The 23669-nt window shown below is 62.1% G+C and carries 11 protein-coding genes; 7 read left to right on the top strand and 4 right to left on the bottom strand.

The genetic code is table 11. The features are described 5' to 3' along the window. Positions 1-268 precede the first annotated feature (268 nt). Positions 269-1345: an autotransporter domain-containing protein gene (locus ACNFHO_RS15195; protein ID WP_416766765.1), complete on the top strand. Its 1077-nt coding sequence runs from the start codon at positions 269-271 to the stop codon at positions 1343-1345. A 45-nt stretch (positions 1346-1390) separates the two neighbouring features. Here ACNFHO_RS15195 and glgB read toward each other — a convergent pair whose 3' ends face one another. From glgB to ACNFHO_RS15180, 3 genes are all read right to left on the bottom strand, one after another. Next, positions 1391-3601, bottom strand: coding sequence for a 1,4-alpha-glucan branching protein GlgB (gene glgB, locus ACNFHO_RS15190; protein WP_063544207.1), 2211 nt, complete (start codon positions 3599-3601; stop codon positions 1391-1393). Between the two features lie 181 nt (positions 3602-3782). Further along, entirely contained in the window at positions 3783-7094 is a 3312-nt protein-coding gene (gene treS, locus ACNFHO_RS15185; protein ID WP_416766764.1) for a maltose alpha-D-glucosyltransferase, read from the bottom strand. 110 nt (positions 7095-7204) lie between these two features. Continuing rightward, complete coding sequence (locus ACNFHO_RS15180; RefSeq protein ID WP_416766763.1) at positions 7205-9238, bottom strand: alpha-1,4-glucan--maltose-1-phosphate maltosyltransferase; 2034 nt, start codon at positions 9236-9238, stop codon at positions 7205-7207. Positions 9239-9377: 139 nt separating this feature from the next. Here ACNFHO_RS15180 and ACNFHO_RS15175 point away from each other — a divergent pair, with 139 nt between their 5' ends. The 4 genes from ACNFHO_RS15175 (at position 9378) to ACNFHO_RS15160 (ending at position 18891) form a co-directional block, all read left to right on the top strand. After that, the gene (locus ACNFHO_RS15175; protein ID WP_172964780.1) at positions 9378-9539 is read left to right on the top strand and encodes a hypothetical protein; all 162 of its coding nucleotides are present in this window, start codon (positions 9378-9380) and stop codon (positions 9537-9539) included. 190 nt (positions 9540-9729) lie between these two features. Beyond that, on the top strand, positions 9730-14010 hold the full coding sequence (locus ACNFHO_RS15170) for a neuraminidase-like domain-containing protein (RefSeq protein WP_416766762.1): 4281 nt from the start codon (positions 9730-9732) through the stop codon (positions 14008-14010). Continuing rightward, on the top strand, positions 13929-18494 hold the full coding sequence (locus ACNFHO_RS15165) for a hypothetical protein (RefSeq protein ID WP_416766761.1): 4566 nt from the start codon (positions 13929-13931) through the stop codon (positions 18492-18494). Before ACNFHO_RS15170 ends, ACNFHO_RS15165 begins: the two co-directional genes overlap by 82 nt. Before the next feature lie 187 nt (positions 18495-18681). After that, positions 18682-18891, top strand: a complete 210-nt coding sequence (locus ACNFHO_RS15160; RefSeq protein ID WP_414155130.1) for a hypothetical protein — start codon at positions 18682-18684, stop codon at positions 18889-18891. Between the two features lie 40 nt (positions 18892-18931). On the opposite strand, the gene ACNFHO_RS15155 is transcribed toward ACNFHO_RS15160, so the two are convergent. Further along, complete coding sequence (locus tag ACNFHO_RS15155; RefSeq protein ID WP_416766760.1) at positions 18932-20596, bottom strand: AMP-binding protein; 1665 nt, start codon at positions 20594-20596, stop codon at positions 18932-18934. 279 nt (positions 20597-20875) lie between these two features. Here ACNFHO_RS15155 and ACNFHO_RS15150 point away from each other — a divergent pair, with 279 nt between their 5' ends. Together ACNFHO_RS15150 and ACNFHO_RS15145 are read left to right on the top strand one after the other, a co-directional pair. Further along, positions 20876-22039, top strand: a complete 1164-nt coding sequence (locus ACNFHO_RS15150) for an isovaleryl-CoA dehydrogenase (RefSeq protein WP_054894743.1) — start codon at positions 20876-20878, stop codon at positions 22037-22039. 19 nt (positions 22040-22058) lie between these two features. Then, positions 22059-23666, top strand: coding sequence for a carboxyl transferase domain-containing protein (locus ACNFHO_RS15145; protein WP_416766759.1), 1608 nt, complete (start codon positions 22059-22061; stop codon positions 23664-23666). Positions 23667-23669 lie beyond the last annotated feature (3 nt).

Here is a 23669-nt window from a genome sequence, read left to right as displayed (position 1 = left end):
AAAGATAATCACGTTTTTATTCAGCACGTTATCTGTCACAACACAATTTTCTCATCCCGCCAACATTTTCTTGACGCAATGCGCCCGCTCTCCTTAGCTGAACATAACGCCCACTGCGAAAACTTCGCGCCGAGCTTTCTGGCCCGCGTCTTTACGCGCGCCAGCAGACTTCCGCGTGCTGGTTTGTGTCGCCCCCTGTTTCGTGTCGTACAGCTCGTGACAACAGGCCAGGCCTTGGCTGTTACCCACAAGAAACAGGAGATCCGCCATGAAACGAGCATCGAACCCTTTGCGTTTCGACCGGCTGTTCTGCGCGGTTTCCACGTCGCTGCTTCTGGCAACCCCGGTGGAAACCTTTGCGCTTGGTCTTGACGAAGACACCCCTTTCGCCAACCTGATGCAGCCACCGGCGGTACCGCTGCTGTCGCTCAATCCGGTGAGCGCCAGTGGTCTGGGGATGGGCACGCTGCAGGCGTTCTCCGAGCGCATGAGCGCGCGCCACGGGAACGTGCCGATGGATCTGGTCGCCAGCCAATGGGCGCAATTCTTCCCCGGCGCTGCGCAACCGGCCTCCGCGCCACCGGCCCGACTGGAGGCGCCCAGCCAGCAATTGATGATCGGCCCGGACCTGTTCGTACGCGAGACCGCCAGCGGTAACGTGCACCGCGCCGGGGTGTTCGTCGGCCACAACACTCTGCAGAGCAGCTTCAACGGCATGCGTCCGCTGCTCGGTGACAAGCAGCGCAACGCGGTCAACCTCAGCGGCGAGAGCCTGGGCGTTTACTGGAGCATGACCCACGACCGGGGCTGGCATGTGGATGCGGTGGCCATGGGCACGCGCATCGACGTCAACGGCCGCAGCCGGAGCGGCCAGCGCCTGGACGACAGCGGCCATGCGATGACCTTCTCGGTCGAAGGTGGTTTCCCCATCGGCCTGGGCAACCACTGGGTGATCGAGCCGCAGGCGCAGTTGATCAACCAGCAGTTCTTCCCCGGTAACCAGGCACAGGCCGAGACCCTGCAGGCATTCGACAGCCAGCCGAGCTGGAGTGGCCGGGTGGGCGCGAAACTGTCGGGGCGCTACGAAGTGCGCGGCATGCCGATCGAACCCTACGTGCGGACCAACGTCTGGTACGACTTCAACGACAGCGACGCGGTGAAACTGGATCAGGTCGACAAGATCTCCAGCTCGCGCAGTGCAGCGACCGTGGAACTGGGCCTGGGCTTGGTGGCGCGGGTCACGCCGACGGTGGCGCTGTTCGTCAGTGCCGACTACAGCAGTGATGTGGATGACAATGACCTCAATGGGCTGATCGGAAGCCTTGGGGTACGGATGCGCTGGTGATCAACCAGTACGGCGCATCCCCCTCCAGGAGGATGCGCCGCGACATCAGGCGGGCTTCATGACCAGAACCCCTAAAGGCGGCAGGTTCAAAGCCAGCGACAGCGGCTGCCCATGGCTTGCCACCGCCTCGCCGGCCACCGCCCCGAGATTGCCGACATTGCTCCCGGCATACAGCTCTGCGTCGCTGTTGAGCAACTCGACCCAGCGCTCGCCGAACGGCACACCGATGCGATAGCCCTCACGCGGCACCGGGGTGAAGTTGGCCACCACCAGCAGCGGCTCGCCGGCACTGCTCCAGCGCAGCCAGGCGTATACGCTGTTGGCAGCGTCGTCGCCGATCAGCCACTGGAAGCCCTGGGGCTGGCAATCCTGCTCGTGCAGGGCCGGCAGCTCACGGTAGAGCCGGTTCAGATCGCCCACCAGCTTCTGCACGCCCTGGTGCTCGGAATACTGCAACAGGTACCAATCCAGTTGCTGGTCGTGGTTCCACTCGCGCCACTGGCCGAACTCGCAGCCCATGAACAGCAGTTTCTTGCCCGGGTGCATCCACATGAACGTCAGGTAGGCGCGCAGGTTGGCGAATTTCTGCCAGCGATCGCCGGGCATCTTGTCGATCAGCGAATGCTTGCCATGTACCACTTCATCGTGGGAGATGGGCAGGATGAAATGCTCGGAGTAGGCGTAGATCAGGCCGAAGCTCATCTCGTTGTGGTGATGGGCGCGGTGCACGGGATCGTTCTGGATGTAGTGCAAGGTGTCGTGCATCCAGCCCATGTTCCACTTGTAGGCGAAGCCCAGGCCGCCCTGCTGCGTGGGTTGGCTGACACCTGGCCAGGCAGTGGACTCTTCGGCAATGATCAGCGCACCGGGCGCCTCGTGCAGCGCGATGTCGTTGAGCTGACGAATGAAGTCGATCGCCTCGAGGTTCTCACGCCCCCCATAGCGATTGGGCACCCACTCGCCGGCCTTGCGCGAGTAGTCGCGGTACAGCATCGAGGCCACGGCATCGACGCGCAGGCCGTCGATGTGGAAGTGCTTGAGCCAGTGCAACGCCGAGGCGAGCATGAAGCCTCGCACCTCGTTGCGCCCGAGGTTGTAGATCAGCGTGTTCCAGTCCTGGTGAAACCCTTCGAGCGGGTTGTCGTACTCGTACAGTGCGGTGCCGTCGAAGCGCGCCAGGCCGTGCTCGTCGGTGGGGAAATGCGCTGGCACCCAGTCGAGGATCACGCCGATGCCGCCTTGGTGGCAGGCATCGATGAAGGCAGCAAAATCTTCCGCACTGCCGTAGCGGGAGGTGGGTGCGAACAGCGACAGCGGCTGGTAGCCCCAGGAGCCACCGAAGGGATGCTCCATGATCGGCAGCAGCTCGATATGGGTGAAACCCAGTTCTTGCACATAGGGCACCAGGCGCTCGGCCAGCTCGCGCCAGTTGTAGAAGCGCGCGACCTCACCGGCTTCGTCCAGCTCGCAGCGCCAGGAGCCAGCGTGCAATTCGTAGATAGACAACGGTGCGCTATAGGCATGGCGTTGGGCACGTTGCTCCATCCACTGCTGGTCGCGCCAGTCGTGGCTGAGCGCACCTGCGACCTTCGAGGCCGTGCTGGGCGGCAGTTCGGTGGCGCGGGCCAGCGGGTCGGCCTTCAGCGGCAGTACGCCGTGCGCCCCCAGCACTTCGAACTTGTAGGTTTCGCCCACGGCCAGGCGCGGGATGAACAGCTCCCACACCCCGGCATCGTGGCGCAGGCGCATGGGATGGCGACGGCCGTCCCAGTTGTTGAAGTCGCCCACTACCGAGACGCGCCGGGCGTTGGGCGCCCAGACCGAGAAGCACACGCCGTCGATGCCGTCGACCTGGATGGGCTGGGCACCGAAGCGCCCGGACAGGTCACGATGATTGCCCTCGGCGAACAGGTACAGGTCCATGTCGCCAAGCTGCGGACCGAAGCTGTAGGGATCCTCGGTGACCTGCTCGCCTCCGGCCCAGCCGATCTGCAGCAGGTAGGGCTGGCGCTCGTCCAGGTACGCGCTGAACAGGCCCGGCAGGCTGCCCTGCTCCATCTCGGCGAGAATGCGCCCGTCGTGACGCGCCAACACCCGGGCGTTCAAGGCGCCTGGCAGGAAGGCGCGGATGACTTCGTCGCCCGCCCCGTCGACGTGCGGGCCAAGCACCGCGAACGGATCTGCGTGCGCGGCGCTGGCCAGGGCGTCGAGATCGCGTTGGCGAAGGCCGCCGTTGCTACGCATTGATGCATTCATCTCACTGCCCCTTTCCATATTCCATATATTTTTCAAAGTAACGCAGTGCCTGGCACGGGCTGCGCCCATGATCGCGGGACGAGCCCGCTCCCACCCCTGCACAACAGTACCTGTGGGAGCGGGCTCGTCCCGCGATCACCGGCGCAGCCGGTGCCAGGCAACACTGCCTTCCCTACAGGGTTCATGCTTCGCCCCAAGTACTGATCAACCCATGCAGACCATGCAAAGGCACGGCCAGCCAGCCGGGTCGGTTATCGGCTTCATAAGTGATTTCGTAGGCCGCCTTCTCCAGGCAGAACAGCTCCAGCGCCGCACGCTCGCCCTCGGCGTGCTGCCAGGCATGGGCAATGGCGGCGGTGGCCAGGCCGTAGGCTTCGACGAAGGCATGACGCGACTGGTGCAGGTACTGCCGGGCAACCCGTTGACGAGCCTGGCGCGCAGCGTCGGAGAGGTCTACCGCCGAGGCGCTGCGCAAGATCATCGCTGCAGCATAGTCGAACGAGCGCAGCACGCCGCTGACATCCTTGTACGGGCTGTGCTTGGCCCGGCGCTCGTCCAACGGCCGTGCTGGCTCGCCTTCGAAATCGATCAGGTAGGCATCGCCTTGCACCACCAGTACCTGACCCAGATGCAGGTCGCCATGCACGCGCATCAGCAGGCCGCCCTGGGCCTGGCGTGCGAGCATCACGATGTGCTGGGCAAGGCCCTCGCGTTGCTGTTGCAGGTCATCGACCAACGCCTGGCTTTCGCTGTCCAGTTGCTCACGATGCTGGGCCAGCAGCTCAAGGGCGCGGCTGAGCTCGGCATTGATCTGCAGGCCCCAGCGCTCACTGTCCTGGGTGTCGCTGGGGCGCGGTGCAAAGGCTTGATCGGCGGTAGGCGCGGCCAGCAAAAGGTGCATCTCTCCCAGTCGCTGCCCCAACAAGGTGGCGAAACCCGAGAGTTCCGACAAGGCATCGGTGTGCGCCTCGGCACTGCCCTGCGTGGGCTCCATCTCGTCGCGGATCGCTCGCTCCAGGGTGTTCTGGGTCCATGACCAGGCATCGCCCTGGTTACTCAGGTAACCCTGGGCAATCATCAGCAGGTGGGATTGCGCCTGCTCATCCACACGACTGACCCAGGCCAGCAGCGGCGAGATATTGGCAAAGCCGGCCGCGGTGAGGTAGGCGCTCATTTCCAGCTCCGGGTGAATGCCGGGATTGACCCGTCGGATCAGTTTGAGCACCACGCGCTCACCGATCACCACCGAACTGTTGGACTGCTCGGCACTGAGGTAGCGCACCTCACTGTCCTCACCCAGCGCCAGGCCAGCGAGCTGCTCGGTACACTCGAAGCGCAGCTCGCCGGCGCTCGAGGGCAGGCGGGTGTCATCCTGACAGGCGCGCAACACGGCCCGCACGAACGACTCCTGCACGAAGGCATCGGTGATCAGCCCGACCTGTCGACCTCGGCGCACCCGCGACAACGCCAGCTGCTGGGGCAAGGCGCTGTGGATCTGCTCTTCAGGCAGCAGCCCGAACGGCAGTTGGTAATGGCTGGTCACACCGTCACTGAGCACCTCAAGCTCGCTGAGCAACACCGGGGTGGACGGCGTGCCGAAACGCACGCCATAGCGAATGCGCACCGCGTCTATCGGCCCTTCCTTGCCGGCGAACCAGCGCCGCTTGGGCAGGTACTGCGGCAGGATCGACGCCTGCAAGGTGTCTGCCGACGGCGCTTCGAGCAACTCCTCCAGACGCTTGCGCAGCACCAACGTGGTCAGTTCCGGCAAGCCTTCGGCAGGCTGGATGTGCCAGCTGGGCATGCGGTCGTGGGAGGCCAGCAGGAACCAGTAGAAGGCATACGGTGGCAGGGTCAGCAGGAACGGCAACTGGCCGATGGGCGGGAATGCGCTGCCTCCGAGCATTTCCACCGGCACCCGCTCGGCATATTGCGAGAGGTCCAGTTCGGCGGCCTGCGCCGCGCGCGAGACGTTGGCCACGCACAGGATGGTCTCGTTGTTGCCGTCGGCATCGGTGTACTCGCGCACGTAGGCGAGGATGCGCCGGTTGCTCGGGGTCAGCATCTTCAAGGTGCCGCGACCGAAGGCCTTCTGCTGCTTGCGCACCGCGAGCAGGCGCCGGTTCCAGTTAAGTAGCGAATGCGGGTCGTGGCTCTGGGCTTCGACGTTGACGGTCTGGTAGCCATACAGCGGGTCCATGATCGGCGGCAGCACCAGGCGCTGCGGATCGGCCTTGGAGAAGCCGCCGTTGCGGTCTGGCGACCATTGCATGGGTGTGCGCACCCCATCACGGTCACCGAGGTAGATGTTGTCGCCCATGCCCAGCTCGTCGCCGTAGTACAGCGTCGGAGTGCCGGGCATCGACAGCAGGAGGCTGGTCAGCAGTTCGATGCGCCTGCGGTCGCGCTGCAACAGCGGCGCCAGGCGCCGGCGGATACCCAGGTTGATGCGCGCACGGCGGTCCTCGGCATAGTAGTTCCACAGATAGTCGCGCTCGCGGTCGGTGACCATCTCCAGGGTGAGCTCATCGTGGTTGCGCAGGAAGATCGCCCACTGGCAGTTGGCGGGAATCTCCGGGGTCTGGCGCAGGATGTCGGTGATCGGAAAGCGGTCCTCCATGGCCAGGGCCATGTACATGCGCGGCATCAACGGGAAATGGAAGGCCATGTGGCATTCGTCGCCATCGCCTTCGCCGAAGTACGGGCGGGTGTCTTCCGGCCACTGATTGGCCTCGGCCAGGAGCATACGATCAGGGTAGTTGGCGTCGATCTCGGCGCGGATCGCCTTGAGTACGTCATGAGTCTCGGGCAGGTTCTCGTTATTGGTGCCGTCGCGTTCGATCAGGTACGGAATCGCGTCCAGACGCAGACCGTCGACACCCATGTCGAGCCAGAAGCGCATGACCCCGATCACCGCCTTCATCACCTGCGGGTTGTCGAAGTTCAGGTCCGGCTGGTGCGAGTAGAAGCGATGCCAGAAGTACTGGCCGGCAACCGGGTCCCAGGTCCAGTTGGACTTCTCGGTGTCGAGGAAGATGATCCGCGTGCCGTCGTACTTCTGGTCGTCGTCCGACCACACGTAGAAGTCCCGGGCCTTGCTGCCGCGCTTGGCGTGGCGGGCTCGCTGGAACCAGGGGTGCTGGTCGGAGGTGTGGTTGATGACCAGCTCGGTGATCACCCGCAGCCCGCGCTTGTGCGCCTCGGCGATGAAGCGCCGGGCGTCGGCCATGCTGCCATAGTCGGGGTGCACAGCCTTGTATTCGCCGATGTCATAGCCGTCGTCACGGCGCGGCGAGGGGTAGAACGGCAGCAGCCAGAGCGTGTTGACACCCAGCTCGGCGATATAGTCGAGCTTGCTGATCAGGCCGGCGAAATCCCCGATACCGTCGTTGTTGGAATCGAAAAACGACTTGATGTGCAACTGGTAGATCACCGCATCCTTGTACCACAGCGGGTCGTCGATGAAGGCTGCCGGGCGGGAACGCTTGGCCATGTGCGACTCCTTTCAATTCTGGGTTCGGCACGCCCCTGTGCAGGAGCGGCCTTGTGAGTGGCGGCGGGCTTGTCGGGTCACGCCCGCAAAAGCCCACCCCGGCAAAGGGATCAGCCGAGCTTGCTGATTCGCCAGATGCCGAACGGCTGGTGCCAAGGCTCGATGCGCATCCACTGGGTCTTGCCATGCCAGGTCCAGCGGTGCCCGGTCATCAGGTCTTCACCTTGCGTATCGGCGCTGTCATCGAGCCCCAGCTCCCACAGCGGCAGTTCGAAATGCGCTTCCTGGGCGTTGTACGGATCGAGGCTGATGGCGATCAGGATGAAGTTGTCGCGCTCGGGCGTGCGCTTGGCGAAATACAGGATCTGGTCGTTCCAACAGTTGAAGAAGGCCACGCCCAGGTGCGTCTGCAAGGCGCGGTTCTGTCGGCGGATGCGGTTGAGCTGGGCGATCTCGGCGACGATGTTGCCGGGCGCGGTGAAGTCGCGCGGGCGGATCTCGTACTTCTCCGAATCCAGGTACTCCTCCTTGCCCGGCAACGGCGTGCCCTCGCACAGCTCGAACCCCGAGTACATGCCCCACAGGCCCGAGCCCATGGTCGCCAGCGCCGCACGGATGAGAAAACCGGCGCGGCCGCTGGTCTGCAGGAAAAAGGGGTTGATGTCGGGGGTGTTGACGAAAAAGTTCGGCCGGTAGCACAGGCTCCACGGCGGCTGGTTGAGCTGTTCGAAGTACTCGCGCAACTCCTGCTTGGTATTGCGCCAGGTGAAATAGGTGTAGCTCTGCGCGTACCCGACCTTGCCCAGGCGCGCCATCATCGCCGGCCGGGTAAAGGCCTCGGCCAGGAAGATCACATCAGGGTACTGGCTGCGCACATTGGCGATCAGCCATTGCCAGAAAGGCAGCGGCTTGGTGTGCGGGTTGTCGACACGGAAGGTGCGTACGCCCTCCTCGACCCAACCAACCACCACATCGCGCAGTGCCAGCCACAACGAGGGGACGGCCTCGGGCGCATAGAAATCGACGTTGACGATGTCCTGGTATTTTTTCGGCGGGTTCTCGGCGTAGCGAATGGTGCCATCCGGGCGCCAGCTGAACCAGCCCGGGTGTTCGGTAAGCCAGGGGTGGTCCTGGGAACACTGGATGGCGAAGTCGAGGGCGATTTCCAAGCCGTGCTCGGCGGCGGCGGCGACCAGCCGACGGAAGTCTTCGCGGGTGCCCAGTTGCGGGTGGATGGCGTCGTGACCGCCGTCTGGGCTGCCGATGGCGTAGGGGCTGCCCGGATCGTCGGGGCCCGCCTGCAAGGCATTGTTGCGCCCCTTGCGGTGCCGCTTGCCGATGGGATGGATGGGCGGGAAGTACAACACGTCGAAGCCCATGTCGCGGATCATCGGCAGGCGCTGGTGCACATCGTCGAACGTGCCGTGGCGCGCCGGATCGTCGGTGACAGAGCGTGGGAACAGTTCGTACCAGCTGGCGAACAGGGCGCGCTCGCGGTCCACGTCCAGCGGCAGCTCGGGACTGCGGGTCAGGTAACTGCGGTGCTCGGCCTGGCTCATCAGGCTGGCGCTTTCGGGGCTCAGCAGCAACGCCACCTGATCGCCCGGCGCCAGCGTCGGCAAGCGCTGTTGCAACTGCTCGAGCTGCTCGCGCAACGGCCCTTCGCTGCGCTCGATGCCCTTACCCAGCAGCAGCCTGCCCTCCTCCAGCTCCAGCTTGACCTCCACCCCGGCGTGATACTTCTTCTCGAGGTCGTGACAGTACGTGGCGTAGGGATCGATCCAGGCTTCGATGCCGAACAGGTGCAAGCCGAGCTCCACTGGGGTGAACTCGGCAACCCACAGGTCGTTGCCTGCCGAAGTCATCGGCACGCCATGCCAGTGCCGGCTATGGGCCTGGCGCCAGTGCAAGACCACCGACAGGCGGTCATGACCGTCGCTGTAGACTTTGCTGGTGACCTGCACCGCCTGCCCGCTTACCGCCTTGACCGCGAAGGTGCCGCCGTCGAGCACCGGCGTAGTGTCCTCGATCACGATGCGTGGCGCCAGCAAGGCCTGGGACAGGCTGATGGCCTGGTCGGGATGATCGTTGGCCTTGGGCACTTGCTCGAAAGGCGCTTTTGCGACGGGCTCATTACCGGACATCGAACCTTGCTCCCCTAAGCTGGTGGCGGTAAGGGTTCAGAGCCGTGGGTAAGCGGTGGGTTCAAAAAAATTGAGCGAATGGCTGCAGCAATGGGTCGAAGCCTGCAGAACCTCTTCATCCACCGCGCGAGGTCAGGCCATGAACATTCCCATCCCACCGGAGACGCCCGATCCGAACATCGATGACCCGGCCCTGCCGCCGCCGGTGCCCGAGGAAGATCCGGACGAACTGCCGATCAAACCGACCGTGCCACCGACGGTAGGTGACCCGCCGAGCCAGGAGCCGCCGGTGAAGGCCTGAGCATAGACCAGGCCAGGTCACACAGGTGCACAATGATTCCGCCATATCGCTGGCCTGCCCGGCAGGCGGGCACTGCTGTATTCGACCAACAGCCGGGGCCGTTCAGTGCCCCTTGGCGGTGCAAGCCGCTATCACAACACAGTTCAGGCAAACCACGGCGTCGCCACTTTGAGCGCATGCGTGGCCCTGCATGAGCCTGCGAAACATCGACCTACCTAGTATTTCTGTCAGGTGTGCCCTGCGGCGGACGCGTGTAGTTTGCCGCAGTGGGCCTGGCGCAGATTTACAGCCGCGTCAGCGCAACAGCATCTGCCGAGGACTGTCCGCGATGAATGACGCCACCAACCCTGCCAACCGCCCAGACGCCGCCAACTACATGAAGCTGTTCCCGGAAGACCGCACACGCTGCGCGCCCGGGGCGTTGATGAGCAACGACAGCAGGCTGGCCTACCTGGTGCACCTCAAGGAACTGATGCAAGCGTTCGAAGTACGCGCGGATGTCAACGCACCGATCACCCTGCTGACACGGCGCCCTGACCTGCTGACGTTGAAGCTCGACGACAGAAACGCCCGGCGTACCCTGCCCAAGATCAGGATTACGCTTGAACTGCTGGAAAACCGTGCTCAGCAAGCCCTGGCAAAGAATCAGACGCTACAAGCAGCGGTTGCGCAAGGCTCCGGCCAAGCCAGTGTGCCCTTCCATCGTGCCTGGGAGTCGGTCAAAGCGACACTGGCGGCCAAACAGGTACAGTTGTGGGACCTGCTGAGTGCTACCAGCCTCTGTTATCCACTGTTCACATTCGACCATCTGCCCTCGGCCACCCAGCGGACTGCCACCACACTGGCCAGCGGTTTCTCGCCGCAACTGCGGACCCTGCTGCTCGACGCTACGCCCAGCGAGCTGATGCTCAGTGCAACCGCGTACGATACGACGCGAAAGCTGGCCAAGGCGCTGGCACTGAGCCGTCGTGAACTGCGCCAGTTGCTGGCTGTAGAGGCTGTCGGCAAGGGCGGTACGGCGGTGACCCGCAGCCCCCACGTGCCCACAGCCGCCAAGCCATCCAGCCAGGTATATGGCGCCGTGTTCATCAATAACGGTGCAACGCCGTTGTATCTGCTCGAATCGGCGCCCGCGCAGCCTGCGACAAAAAAAATCGTGCGCATCGAAGGCCTCACCGATGCCCACCTGGACCGCCTCCAACGCATACTGCGCCTGCAGCGGGCCCTGGGCCTGAGCGCAGCCCAGACTGACACGCTGGTCATGGCTGCGCTGCGTGCCGAAGGCCAGACCGGCAACTATCAATTGACGGACAAGACCCTGCGCGCACTCGGGCTGTTCCGTCATCTGCAGCAAAAATACAACGTCAGTGCCGAGCAGTATGCTGCGTTGATCGATGCACTCTCACCCTATGCCATTGGGCGGCAGGCTTCGTTCTACGACCAGCTGTTCGCCGCCGGGCATGATGAAGACGGCCAACCTGCACAACCCTCCCTGAAACTGGACGACAAGGCGTTCGATCCTGCGTCCACCACAGGTGCCGACGGCCTGACAGTCAAGCAACTGGCGCTTGGCCTGAAGGTGGATGACACCTTGCTGCGGGGCAGTTTGGATCGGGTGGTCAAAGCACAGAATCTGCAAAAACCGACACGCTCGCTGGCCGTGGTCTCGGCCTGCTACCGGATCGTTGCCCTGGCCCGGGTGTTCGGCACGTCGACCCTGCAGGGCCTGTCCCTGATCGACGTACTGATGAATCAGAACCCTGTCTACTGCCAGCAATTGGCCGGCCAGCCAAGCCTTGCAGGCGAGCCCGGCAAAGCCGACATCATCGATGTGATCGCCGGTGTGCTGCAGGCTGCGGAGTGGCTGCAGCACCAGGGCATGGACGCCTTGCAACTGGCCTACCTGCTCAATCCCCGGGCGCCTGGCTTCCACCCGGCGTGGGGAAATGCGTTCAACCCTCAAGGCAGCCAGAACGCCGATGCCCTTCACCTGCAGCTGAAAACGGCACTGGGGCTCGAATCACCAAACCTTGTTGCGCCCCTGCTGCGCTGGGCCGGGGTCGACGCCGAGCTGTTGAGCACCCGGATAGCGGCCATCGCTGCGCAGTGTACTGCAGAGTCAACGACACCAAAGGCGTGCTTCACCGAAAGTGACCTCACGCAGTGGTCAACCCTGCAACGCTACACCGACGTGACAAAACTGTTCAAACTCAGCGCACACTTGCTGGATCAGCTGACGCTTACCCCAGAGAGGTTCAACCTCAAGGATCCGAAATCGGACAAGTGCCGGCCGCTGGACCTGAGCACCCTCTATCAACTCGGCCGTTACAAGGCAGTACTGGCCAGGCTAGCACTGGGCATGGGTGAACAGGACCTGCTGGTTCACCTGCAAAGGTTCGAGGCGCACGACGAAGCGTCATCTTCAGACAACACGGCAAAAGAACATTGGGCCGCCCTGGAACAGCTGCTCGGCCGCACCAGCGGTTCTCTCTGTGGTTTGATCGACATTGCGCCGCCCGACACCTTGACGGGCATCGATCGCCTGCTGCGCACCCTCGAGCTGGCAGACAAACACCAGCTGGCACTGGACACCTTGTTGCAACTGAGCAAGCTGCCCAGCACCGACAGCTACGCCCCCTTCCAGCAGGCCGCCGTGGCCCTGCGCAAAGGCTGCAGCGCCAAGCAGCGCAAGGTGGTCGATGAACAGCACAGCGTTGCCTGGCGCGACGCCCTGATGCAGTGGATGATCGCCAAATGGGCGCCGACCGACCCGGCACACAGCTGGATCACCAGCACGCAGACCCTGGCCGACTACCTGCTGATCGACCTGCAGGTGTCTCACGAACCCCTGACCACCCGCACGCTGTCGGCCACCGCCAGCCTGCAACGCTACCTGCACCAGATCCATTCACGCCTGGAAAACGGCTACCGCAGCACCGCGATCAGCGACGCCGAGCGCGACGAATGGGAAAACTTCAGCAGCAGCTACGAGCGCTGGAGGCTGCGCCAGGAGGCGCACAACGAGCCCCAGAACTTCATCGACCCCACCCGCCGCCAGCGCAAGACCAGCGCCTTCAAAGACCTGGAGACCCAGCTGGCGCAGGGCAAATGCCAGCCCGAAGACATCCACATGGCCATGCTTGGCTATCTGAGCACCTTCGAAACCCTGAGCAATATCCAGCCGATCTCGGTGTATGCCGACGGCACCTCGCCACTGACCGATACCTACCATTTCATCGGCAAGACCAACGTCGAGCCGACCGAGTTCTACTGGCGCACCCTGGACATGTCGCAGCGTGATCAACAGGGCGTGCCGAGCATGTTGGCGTGGGGCGAGTGGGAGAAGATCAGCCTGGCGGTCAGCGCAACGATCGCGCTGACCCCACTGCCGCCGAAGACGGACGACAACCGTACCCATATCGAGCTGATCCGCCCGGTGATCGTTGCCGGTCGTCGTTATGTGGTGTGGGTCGAGCGTGATACCACCGGGATTCCCATGGGGCCCGACAGCAAGCCCAGCGAGTACTTTGCCTTGCGGGTGTTATTCGCCTTCCAGCAGACCGATGGCAACTGGAGCCCGCCCAATGAGTTCATGACGCTGGACGGGCATGACGAGCAAGGCGTGTTCAAGAGCAGCGAAGTACTGGCGACCAATACAGCAGGGACTGCTGCAAACACCAACGTGTATTTGAAGACCAGGACGTTCATGCCGGGGTTGATGGTCATGGTCAACATCCATGGGGATCGGTTGCACGACCCCTGGTTGACCACCGTGGTGTTCGATAGCTCACTGCCAGCGGAGGAAGGAAAAGAGCCGAAACGCAACGTTGATTATTTCATCAGCACCAAGGACCTGCTGTTGCTCGAGGACAAAGCGCTCGATCACGGTAACGTGACGGACCGCCCCATCGAGACGAACATGGTGAAGCGGTGGTTGAGCTTCTTCCGAGACCCGCGGACCGTACAACATCCCTATGTGGGGGCGGTTACCCAGCTGAAGACGGTCGAGGAAGATTCCACAGCGTTCAGCTGGAGCGACCTGGCTTCTAAAGATGAAGTAAAAGATCGGTACGAAATCAGTACGCTCGGGCAGGCCTCTATTGAGGCATCATTGTCTGACGCTTTGGATTGCATTTCAGTCGATGTCACGCTGGACAGCGCATTGAGGTTGAGAAAAGACAACCTAAACCTTTCAGCAACGTTTGAATCAGACTGCGGTTTCAGAATGCTATCTCTGAAAATGCATTATGGTCCTGCAGACTCATTCGACGCCGACAACATCCTTAGCTCCTTCATAACTGTAGAAAACAGCCACGAAATAAGCCAACTAAAAAAAGCAGACGACAAAGAAACTCAAATAAAAAACAAACTAAATGAAATAGAAAAAGAATGGGATTACGCAGAACACTACTCAAAACCAGAGGCATACGCCGAAAAACTCAAAGAGTTCGAAAAAAAACGAAAAACCTGAAAGATCAATTAAACTCAGCAAAAGCACAAAAACACCACTGCATAGAGAAAAACTTTAAATCCATCATATTCACAAGCGAAACAACATATGGGCATTTACTAGAAGAGCTTTCAGGAAAGATCTCACAAGAAGAGATTTCACAAAACGAGATTTCAATAACCTCCTACATACAACTAACCGCACAATTCAGCACCCCTGAAAACTCATACTGTTATAAAGAAATAACCTCCAACACCAAAGGCTTTTTAGTACCGAAAAGCTGGAGACTGTCAAACTGGGAAGATGCCTCTGAGATACTGAAAATTCATTCCAAAAAAAACGGTCCCATTTATTCAAAAGAAACAAGGGAGCAGCCACTGCCAGAATTCTCCGAGCTTATCGAAGCGACCCCAGATTACGCCGGACTCACTGTAAGCCTGAACATTAAACCAACAGGAAGCTCAAACCCCAGCTGGACACTGTCATCCCGTGAGCTGGCACGACTTGACGAACAATACCTGCAGACATTCAAAACTTTACCCACCGACAACGCTGACGCATTCAGTAAAATTAAGAATTTCCTGCTCAAAGTACGCTACCTACCTGCAGATCAGTATTCCAAACTGGTTGGCATCACCAACATCGAGCAACCACGCCAGCCCATCGCACTGCACACCGCCATTGACAACGCCAAAGCACTGGACAAGGCAGACGCGATCAACACGCTCATCGCCGAAGAGCTCGATGAATTAAAAAAAATCGCGCCCGACCTGGCTGACGAATCGCTGCAGGCGATATTACGCCTTAGATACTTCCATCCGGCGGCCTGCCGCAGAATCCTTTTTTACCTTGATCCCAAGCACGAAATGGCATTCGAGGACACGTTGATCGCCAACGGCAAAGGTGCTGTCAATTTTGCCCTCCCCATCAACAAGGACATTCGTGACTACACTGTCTCGCTAGACTTCTATAACGAACAAGTCAGTACAACCGACCCCATCGCAACGGCTACCTGCGCCTATACCCTGGAAGAGAAAGACGACGACGCGATCCCCAGTGTGCAGATCTGCCGCAATGAAACACAGGCGCTGTACCTGGACTTCAAGGAGGTCAATGACAAAGCTGAAGACCAGACCAATGCCCCCCCTTTCCGTACCCTGCGGCTGAACACCCTGTTTGGCAAGCAACTGGTGGCACTGGCTACTCAATCGATCGAACAGTCGCTGTCATGGAAAGCCCAACACTTGCCGGAACCGCCCCTGGAACCTGCAAGTTCAGGCACCATCGTCGACCTGCGCAGCGCCAACGGCTTGTACTTCTGGGAGCTTTTCTTCCACGTGCCGTTCCTGGTCACCTGGCTGCAACGCCAGAACCGCGAATACAGCCAAGCCTGGCGCTGGTGCACACGGTTCCTGTTCGACCCCTACCGCACCTGGGTGCCCGAGGGGAACCACCCGCCGCTGTTCTGGCTGACAAGACCTCTGCTGGCCCGTGCAGCCTTCACCGCCAGCGCCCAGACCAACGACCCGGACCTGCTGGCCTACGCCGAACCCGAGCGCTACCGCAAGGCGCTGCACCTGTTCGTGGTGGAAAACTGGCAACGCCAGGGTGATGACCAATACCGCATGCTGACGCTGGATTCGCTGGTCGAGGCCGCGTTGTGCTATGACAAGGCGCTGCGCCTGATCGGCGTGCTCCCCGAAGACCTGTCCAGCGCACCGGCGCAGGCACTGACGCTGGGCCAAGCCAGTTCCACGGCCTTTACCCCGCCGCTGAACAACAAGCTCGTCACGCTGCGCAACCTGCTGCGTAACCGCCTGTTCAACCTGCGCCACGGCCTGACCCTCGATGGCAAGCCCGCTGCGATCATGCTCGACCCCGACACGCTCGACCAGATCGCACTGGGCAACAGCGTTGCCGCCCAGGACCGAGGCGAGGCCACGCCGGTTGCGCCCATCGTGCCCCCCTGCCGTTACGAGGAGGCGCGCAAATGCGCCGGAGAAGCGGTGCAGCAACTGATCGCCTTGGGGCAAACCTTGCTGGGCTTCTACAACACCGAAGCCGCCCAGCAACTGGAACTGCTCGGCAAACGCAACCTGATCAGGCTGCTGGACTTCCCTTGTCAGCTGCAGGAGCAAGCGCTGGAACTGGCCAAGCGCGAGCGTGACACCGTGTTGCGCTCCAGAGCCATGATTGAACAACGTCAGGAGTATTACCAGCGGCTGGTGGACGAAGGCGTGATCGAGCTGGAAACGGCTGTGCTTGCACTGGCAACGTCTTCTGTCGCCACCCGCCTGCCATCGGTCCCCAGCTACGCCATGGCAGCGGGCGCCGCAATGGCACCGACCATTTTCGGTATGGCGGTGGGTGGTTTCAGCCCGCAGGAAGCATTTGAGTCGGCGGCCAATGCTTGGGAGGCTGTGGCCGAGACACTCGAAACCATGAGCAATACGATCGACAAGCAAGCGGAATACATTCTGCGTCGCCAGCAATGGCAGCATGAAGCCGACCAGGCCACACATGAGCTCGGCATCATCGATGCTCAACTGCGCGAGCGAGACATACAGATCAAGGCCGCCGGCATCGCCGTGCACGAGGCCCGTGCAACCCGCCAGGCGCACCAGGCCGAATACGAGGTCATGCAATCGGTATTCGCCAGCCACACCACTTATCTGTGGTTGATCGGTCGGCTGTCGGAGATCTACAGCACCGCGTACGACGCAACCACTTCCCTTTGCCTGATGGCCGAAAACTGCCTGCGGTACGAACTCGGCGATTTCACCAGTCGCTGGATCAGGACGGACGGCTGGCTCGACAACTGGCGTGGGATGCTTGCAGGCGAAGCGCTGGAGCGCGACCTGATGCAAATGGATGTGGCGGCGATCCGCGACAACCACAGGCCGCTGGATATCCGCAAGGATTTCTCTCTGCTGGAACTCACCGGCTGGACCGCCAGCCAATTGCACGAGCAACTGGACAAGGATGAAATCCTGTTCGAGCTGCCGGCACGACTGTTCGACATCGATTTCCCAGGTCATTACCTGCGCCGCCTGGAACGCATCACGCTGGCCTTTGAAATCCCCGGGTCAGGTTCTTCCAAACCGATCTCGGCCATGCTCTACCAGACCTCGAACAAGGTGCTTCTGGAAGCGGACATCGAAGGCGCCCGCCACCTGTATTCGGCCAGCCAAGGCAGCCCCAAGCATGTGCTTCGCGACCTCCGGCCGAACCAGAGCATTGCTCTGTGGTCGGTCAAGGAAGTGTCGCGTAACTTCGATCTGCAGCCGTCGGTACCTGACAAGGCCCGCTATCAACCCTTCGAAGGCACCGGGCTGATCTCGAGCTGGCGGCTGGCGTTCCCAGGCGGCGCCAGGAACAACCCTGAGTTTTACAGGGACAATGAGTGCAGGCTCAAAGACATCACCATCACCGTCAGCTACAGCGCGGTTGATGGTCCTACGGCATTTCGCGACGAAGTCAAGCAGCTGCTGCAGGCCGAAAGTACAACCGGCTCTGCTGATGGGGGCGACAGCGCAGCAGGCGAATCACCAAGCGGCAACGGCAGCAGTCAGCCAGCAAGTTCAGGTAACGCTGACAATGCCATCGTCACTGCACGAGAAGCGGAACAGGCCGCCAATGCGGCACTGGCAACCGCCCAGGCGCAGGCTGACAATCCGGCTCTGAAGGCGCCCGAGGCGGCCAAGCAGCTCAAGCAAGTGACTGAAGCGATCGCCAAAGCCGAGAAAGCTGCCGAAGCGGCCAGCACCGCCCGCAAGAACACCGAAGCCGCTGCAAAGAAAGGCCAGGTGGACAGCGCGCAAGCCAGCGCAGATGAGGCGCAGAAAAACGCCAAGTCGGCCCGGGAGGCCGCCGAGTCGGCTCAGAATGCCTGCAAGGATGCACAGGACGCGGCCAAGGCTCGCGAGGCGGCTGCGCGTGAAGCCGCTGAAAAGGCTGCTCAAGAAGCCGCCGACAAGCTCAAGGCTGAGATCGCCACAGCGGTTGCCTCTGCCAAGGCCGCAGCCGAGGCCGCCGAGGCCTCACAGAAGTCGGCGCAAGCCGACTATCAAGCCCAGTCCGTGAACATCCCCGAGGCAAGCGCGGAAAAAAGAGAGGCGACGGGTGCAATGGGCAAACTGCAAGCAGCCGTGGACGAGGCAAAAAAGGCGTATCAGGACGCCAAGGCAGCGGCCAGCGAAGGTGAACTTGCAACTGCACAAGCCAAAGCCCTTTCAGCTCAGGAGGCTGCAAAACGCGCAGACTCCCATGCCAAAACCATTGCCGCCATACGCAAGAAGACCGATACCTTCCAAACGCTCGCTCAACTGCAAGAAGCGGCCAAAGACCTCGTGGGCAAGCAGGTCCAGTACGCCTACAAAACCGGAGAAACGTACACCGCGAAAGTGGTGTCGTGGGGGGAAGACCACGTCAAGTTCGAAGGTTGGGGAGGTGGGCCCGATAGAAAACTGATGTTCTCGTCCATCGCTTACCTGAAAGCCAATTGAGAACCGTATGAAAGCTCCGGGACATACGCTAGCCAGAGTACGGTTCAACGCACCAGGCCGAGGTATCAACGGTTTGATCTTGGCGACCGTTATCGCTACATGACACAGGAGCCTGCCCATGCCCGACCAATGAGACCCTGAACCTCAATACACACTGACGCATGACTCAACTCAAGGATAAATGAACATGGCTACCGAACAGGAACTGAAAAAACTGCTTGCCGAAAAATTCGACAAGAAAGAGGCCGATATCAGCGGCGCAACAAAAGTTTCCGACATCGTCAGCAGTACCTCAAAACTGGTTCGATACCTCAATGACGATTTAGGAACCGACCTGGCAGAAAGCGATATCCAAGACGCCGAAACCTTCGACGATTTGTTCAAGGCTGTTAAGTGACATGTCCTATCCGCCTGGCCTTCTCAGGCCAGGCGGCGCTTCAGTGCGGCGCAAGTTCCGCGATGCTGATCTCGCGCATCCGGAATTTCTGCACCTTGCCGGTCACCGTCATCGGAAACTCGTCGACGAAGCGGAAATGCCGCGGCACCTTGAAGTGCGCAATGTGCGCCTTGCACCAGGCCTGCAAGTCCTCGACCGTGGCGCTGTGCCCGGGGTGCAGCTTGATCCAGGCAACGATTTCCTCGCCGTAGCGGCTGCACGGAATCCCGATCACCTGAGCATCGGCTACCGCCGGGTGGGTATAGAAGAACTCCTCGAGCTCGCGCGGATAGATGTTTTCGCCCCCGCGGATGATCATGTCCTTGTTGCGTCCGACGATACGCACATAGCCCTGCTCGTCCATCACCGCCAAGTCGCCCGTGCGCATCCAGCGCGCCGGATCGATCGCCTGGTGAGTGGCTTCAGGGTTATTCCAGTAGCCAAGCATCACGCTGTAGCCGCGGGTGCACAATTCGCCGATCTCGCCCCGCGGGACGATCACACCCTGCGCATCCACCAGCTTGGTCTCCAACTGCGGCTGGGTGCGTCCAACCGTCGTCACGCGTAGCTCCAGCTCGTCGCCAGGGCCGGTCTGCAGCGACACCGGGCTGGTCTCGGTCATGCCGTAGGCGATCTGCACTTCACCCATGTGCATCTGCTCGATCACCCGGCGCATCACCTCGATCGGGCAGGTAGCGCCGGCCATGATGCCGCTGCGCAGGGTCGAGAGGTCCAGGATACTGCGCGACGGGTGGTCGAGCATGGCGATGAACATGGTCGGCACGCCATAAAGGATGCTGGCACGCTCTTCGGCCACAGCCTGGAGCGTCAACTCGGGGTCGAAGGCATCGTTGGGGTAGATCATGGTGCTGCCGTGGGTGATGCAGCCCAGATTGGCCATGACCATGCCAAAGCAGTGGTACAGCGGCACCGGGATTACCATGCGGTCCCGTTCGCTCAGGCCCAGGCTTTCGCCGACCATGAAGCCGTTGTTGAGGATGTTGTAGTGGCTGAGCGTGGCGCCTTTCGGCGCGCCAGTGGTGCCGGAGGTGTACTGGATGTTCACCGCCTGGTCTAACTGCAAGCCCTGCTGCCTCGCCTGCAGCGTCTGGGGATCGACCTGCCCTCCCCGCTCGGCCAGCGCATCCCAGGGCAGAAAACCGCCGGGCGGGGTGGACGACAGGCTGATGACGCCACGCAGGTCCGGCAGGCGCTCACTCGCCAGCGGCTGCGCACCCAGCTCGGGCACCAGTTCCTGGACCATCGCGTGATAGTCGGACGACTTGAAAGCATCGGCGCACACCAGCCAACTGCAGCCGGACTGGCGCAGCACGTACTCCAGCTCGCTCACCCGGTACGCAGGGTTGATGTTGACCAGGATCGCGCCGACCTTCGCCGTGGCGATCTGCAGGATGCACCATTGCGCGCAGTTCGGCGCCCAGATACCGACTCGATCGCCACTGGCCACGCCCAGGGCAATCAGCGCCCGGGCGTGCACCTCGACCTGCTCGGCCAGCGCCCGCCAGCTGTAGCGCAGGCCTTGGTACCCCACCACCAGGGCCTCGCGCTCGGGCCAGCGGGTGACGGTGGCATCGAACGCCTGGCCGATGGTCTGGGTCAGCAGGGGCCGGTCCTGGCGGCCTCGGGTGTAGCTTGGTTGACTCATGAGTATCCCTTCTTGTGGTTGTTCTGGGCATGACTGAAGCAAGCGAAGGGTACTTTGGCGCACATTTACGTTTACGTAAAGGTGATGACCCAATTGACAGCCCGAAAAGGCAGGTTTACGTTAACGTCAACCACGAGCACCGACCCTGTGGGAGCGGGCTTGCCCGCGATGAGGCCGGACCAGACAACATCGCTGGCCGTTCTGACGGGCATCGCGGGCAAGCCCGCTCCCACAGGGTCGGTGCAGTACCTCGAATTTCAAGAACAACAAGGTGCCCCCATGCATTACCCCAGCCTGAACTTCGCCTTGGGCGAGACCATCGACATGCTCCGCGACCAGGTGCGCACCTTCGCTGCCGCCGAACTCGCCCCGCGCGCGGCGCAGATCGACCACGACAACCTGTTCCCCGCCGACATGTGGCGCAAGTTCGGCGACATGGGCCTGCTGGGCATCACTGTTTCCGAGGAGTACGGCGGCGCGGGCCTGGGCTACCTGGCCCATGTGGTGTCGATGGAAGAGATCAGCCGAGCCTCGGCCTCGGTGGCGCTCTCCTACGGCGCCCATTCCAACCTCTGCGTCAACCAGATCAACCGCAACGGCACCCATGAGCAGAAGCTCAAGTACCTGCCCAAGCTGATCAGCGGCGAGCACATCGGCGCCCTGGCCATGAGCGAGCCCAATGCCGGCTCCGACGTGGTGTCGATGAAACTGCGCGCCGAGAAACGCGGCGACCGCTACGTACTCAACGGCAGCAAGACCTGGATCACCAACGGCCCCGACGCCAACACCTACGTGATCTACGCCAAGACCGACCTGGACAAGGGCCCGCACGGCATCACCGCATTCATCGTCGAACGTGACTGGAAGGGCTTCTCGCGCAGCAACAAGTTCGACAAGCTGGGCATGCGTGGCTCCAACACCTGCGAGCTGTTCTTCGATGGCGTGGAAGTGCCGGAAGAAAACATCCTCGGCCAGCTCAACGGCGGTGTGCGCGTGCTGATGAGCGGCCTGGACTACGAGCGCGTGGTGCTCTCGGGCGGACCGACCGGCATCATGCAGAGCTGCATGGACCTCGTGGTGCCCTACATCCACGATCGCAAGCAGTTCGGCCAGAGCATCGGCGAGTTCCAGCTGATCCAGGGCAAGATCGCCGACATGTACACCCAGCTCAACGCCAGCCGCGCCTACCTCTATGCCGTAGCCCAGGCCTGCGACCGTGGCGAGACCACGCGCAAGGACGCCGCCGGGGTGATCCTCTACACCGCCGAGCGCGCCACGCAGATGGCCCTGGAAGCGATCCAGATCCTCGGCGGCAACGGCTACATCAACGAGTTCCCGGCCGGGCGCCTGCTGCGCGATGCCAAGCTCTACGAGATCGGTGCCGGTACCAGCGAAATCCGCCGGATGCTGATCGGCCGCGAATTGTTCAACGAAACCCGCTGAGCACAAGGAACTGGCGTCCATGGCTACCTTGCACACCCAGATCAACCCGCGCTCGGCGGAGTTCGCCAGCAACAGCGCGGCCATGCTCGAACAGGTCGATGCCCTGCGCTCCCTGCTGGCCCAGGTCAGCCAGGGCGGCGGGGCCAAGGCCCAGCAGCGCCACACTTCGCGTGGCAAGTTGCTGCCGCGCGAGCGCATCGACCGCCTGCTCGACCCGGGCTCGGCGTTTCTCGAGATCGGCCAGCTCGCCGCCCATGAGGTGTATGGCGAAGACGTACCGGCAGCAGGCGTCATCGCCGGCATCGGCCGCGTCGAAGGGGTCGAGTGCATGATCGTGGCCAACGACGCCACGGTCAAAGGCGGCTCCTACTACCCGCTGACCGTGAAGAAACACCTGCGCGCGCAGACCATCGCCCTGCAGAACCGCCTGCCGTGCATCTACCTGGTCGACTCCGGCGGCGCCAACCTGCCGCGCCAGGACGAGGTATTCCCCGACCGCGAGCACTTCGGGCGGATCTTCTTCAACCAGGCCAACATGAGCGCCCTGGGGATCCCGCAGATCGCCGTGGTGATGGGCTCGTGCACCGCAGGTGGCGCCTATGTGCCGGCCATGGCCGACGAGGCGATCATGGTGCGCCAGCAGGCGACCATCTTCCTCGCCGGCCCGCCGCTGGTGAAGGCCGCCACCGGCGAGGTGGTGAGCGCCGAAGAGCTGGGCGGCGCCGACGTGCATTGCCGCACCAGCGGTGTGGCCGACCACTATGCCGACAACGATGAACACGCCCTGGCCATCGCCCGGCGCAGCATCGCCAACCTCAACTGGCACAAGCTGGGCAAGCTGCAATGCCAGGCGCCGGTTGCTCCGTTGTATGGCGCAGAAGAGCTGTATGGCGTGGTCCCGGCTGACGCCAAGCAACCGTTCGACGTGCGCGAGGTGATCGCGCGGCTGGTCGACGGTTCGGTGTTCGATGAATTCAAGGCCCTGTTCGGCACCACCCTGGTGTGCGGTTTCGCTCACCTGCACGGCTATCCGGTGGCGATCCTGGCCAACAACGGCATCCTCTTCGCCGAAGCCGCGCAGAAAGGCGCACATTTCATCGAACTGGCCTGCCAGCGCGGCATCCCGCTGTTGTTCCTGCAGAACATCACAGGGTTCATGGTCGGCAAGAAATACGAGGAAGGCGGCATCGCCAAGCACGGCGCCAAGCTGGTGACCGCGGTGGCCTGCGCCCAGGTGCCGAAGTTCACGGTGATCATCGGCGGCAGCTTCGGTGCTGGCAACTACGGCATGTGCGGGCGCGCCTACGATCCGCGCTTCTTGTGGATGTGGCCCAACGCGCGGATCGGCGTGATGGGCGCCGAACAGGCCGCCGGCGTGCTGGCCCAGGTCAAGCGCGAGCAGAGTGAACGCAGTGGCGAAGTGTTCAGCGCCGATGACGAGAAGAAGCTCAAGCAGCCGATCCTCGACCAGTACGAGCGCCAGGGCCACCCCTACTACTCCAGCGCCCGGCTGTGGGATGACGGCGTCATCGACCCGGCGCAAACCCGTGAAGTGCTGGGCCTTGCCTTGTCCGCCGCGCTGAACGCCCCGATCGAACAGAGCCGCTTCGGCATTTTCCGGATGTGACCC

The organism is Pseudomonas sp. NY15374 (assembly GCF_048068255.1).
GTDB classification, from domain to species: Bacteria; Pseudomonadota; Gammaproteobacteria; order Pseudomonadales; family Pseudomonadaceae; genus Aquipseudomonas; species Aquipseudomonas machongensis.
The sequence above is the reverse complement of the archived record's forward strand: the minus strand, read 5'-3'. Positions and strand labels throughout refer to the sequence as shown.